The following is a 1,260-nucleotide window of genomic DNA, read 5'->3' as shown; positions in this document are numbered from 1 at the left end:
ATATTAATAACTTTTTGCAGTGGAGTCAAACTTAAATAAAATAAGCCCTTGCCTACTATAACCATAACCAGGCTATCTTCTGCTAGAATTTTTATCGTATCAAAAACTCGTGCTGATGGAATATTTCTTCCGTTTGCGGGCTAAACTCTATGATCTGTAACAAACTCATATCCGGGGTAATTATGGTCATTTTGATCCTCCATTTATTTGATCATAACAACATTTATGGCTTTGATCAGAGCGGTGGCTTCATTTCCCACTTTAAACCCAGCTTCCTTAAGCGAATCTGTGGTCATCACCGAGGTGATCTGGTTATCCCCTACTTGAATAACTACCTCTGACATGATGTCACCTTCTTTAATTTCGACTACTGTTCCGGTCAGTTGGTTGCGAACCCCAGCTTTCATACGTTTCACCCCTTTCTGGCTCAATAATATTCTGATATCTTTTTTTCAGCTTCCGGCAATTCTTCCTGATATGGCTTAACTAAATTTGTTTTCATTCTTAATATTTATGATTAAAGCCAAAGCAATGGTTCCATAAGCTACAAAACTCCGAAAGTATTCGCCCAGTGCAGCATTGTTAAATAGATTCTGTCCTGCCTGGGGCGAAACAATAAAAAGAGTGTGAAATAAAAAAATCCCCATTAGTGCATGTCTGATTCTGGCCTTCTTGATACTCGCTCCACCGGCCAGAAGCGCTGCGCAGGAAATAATATCCGCATTCATATGAGCGGTATAGACATCAAACATCCCAATATTCTGTAGGTAGGCCAGTTGCCCGAACGCAGCCAGAATGGTTGATAGGATCATTACTTTTATTCTAATCATATTAGTATTAATTCCCAGGATTTCACTGGTTTGTATATCGGAGCCTACCGCTTTGACTTCCTGCCCAAAACGGGTGTGTAAAATATAAAATATAATTGCAGCGAACAGAAGCACTATAATTATCATGAATAGTGGTATTTCCAGTTCGCCAATTTTAAACAGTCCTAATTTGTCAATGGTATTGCGATACATTCCCAAATCAACTGTATTTCTTACCCCTATTCCCCGCGTAAGTATTATCTCTTTGTTTGCTACCGGAATAAATGTCCCGAAGCCCACCAAAAAAATTAATTGATAAATGCTGTTAAACAAAAACCCTATAATAATCGTAGTGATCATTTCTTTTCCTTTTACCCTATTTAAAATACGACCTATAACATATCCCAATACAAGCGATAATAATACTCCGATAATAATTGCCAGTAGGGAA

Annotated in this window: 2 protein-coding genes; both read right to left on the bottom strand. The window is 38.0% G+C overall.

What is annotated here, in order from left to right; genetic code table 11:
- Nucleotides 1-203: 203 nt before the first annotated feature.
- Nucleotides 204-407, bottom strand: a complete 204-nt coding sequence (locus B2633_RS05265) for a TOBE domain-containing protein (RefSeq protein WP_276624066.1) — start codon at nucleotides 405-407, stop codon at nucleotides 204-206.
- Between the two features lie 75 nt (nucleotides 408-482).
- Nucleotides 483-1,260 (bottom strand): ABC transporter permease subunit (locus tag B2633_RS05260; protein WP_483169635.1); only part of this gene is annotated, 778 nt, incomplete at its 5' end.

It is taken from the genome of Syntrophomonas sp. UBA1041, from assembly GCF_002316705.1.
GTDB lineage: Bacteria > Bacillota > Syntrophomonadia > Syntrophomonadales > Syntrophomonadaceae > DTU019.
The sequence above is the reverse complement of the archived record's forward strand: the minus strand, read 5'-3'. Positions and strand labels throughout refer to the sequence as shown.

Bases quoted from the DNA above. Each gene is read 5' to 3' on its own strand.
- B2633_RS05265 (WP_276624066.1), bottom strand. From the start codon at position 407: ATGAAAGCTGGGGTTCGCAACCAACTGACCGGAACAGTAGTCGAAATT.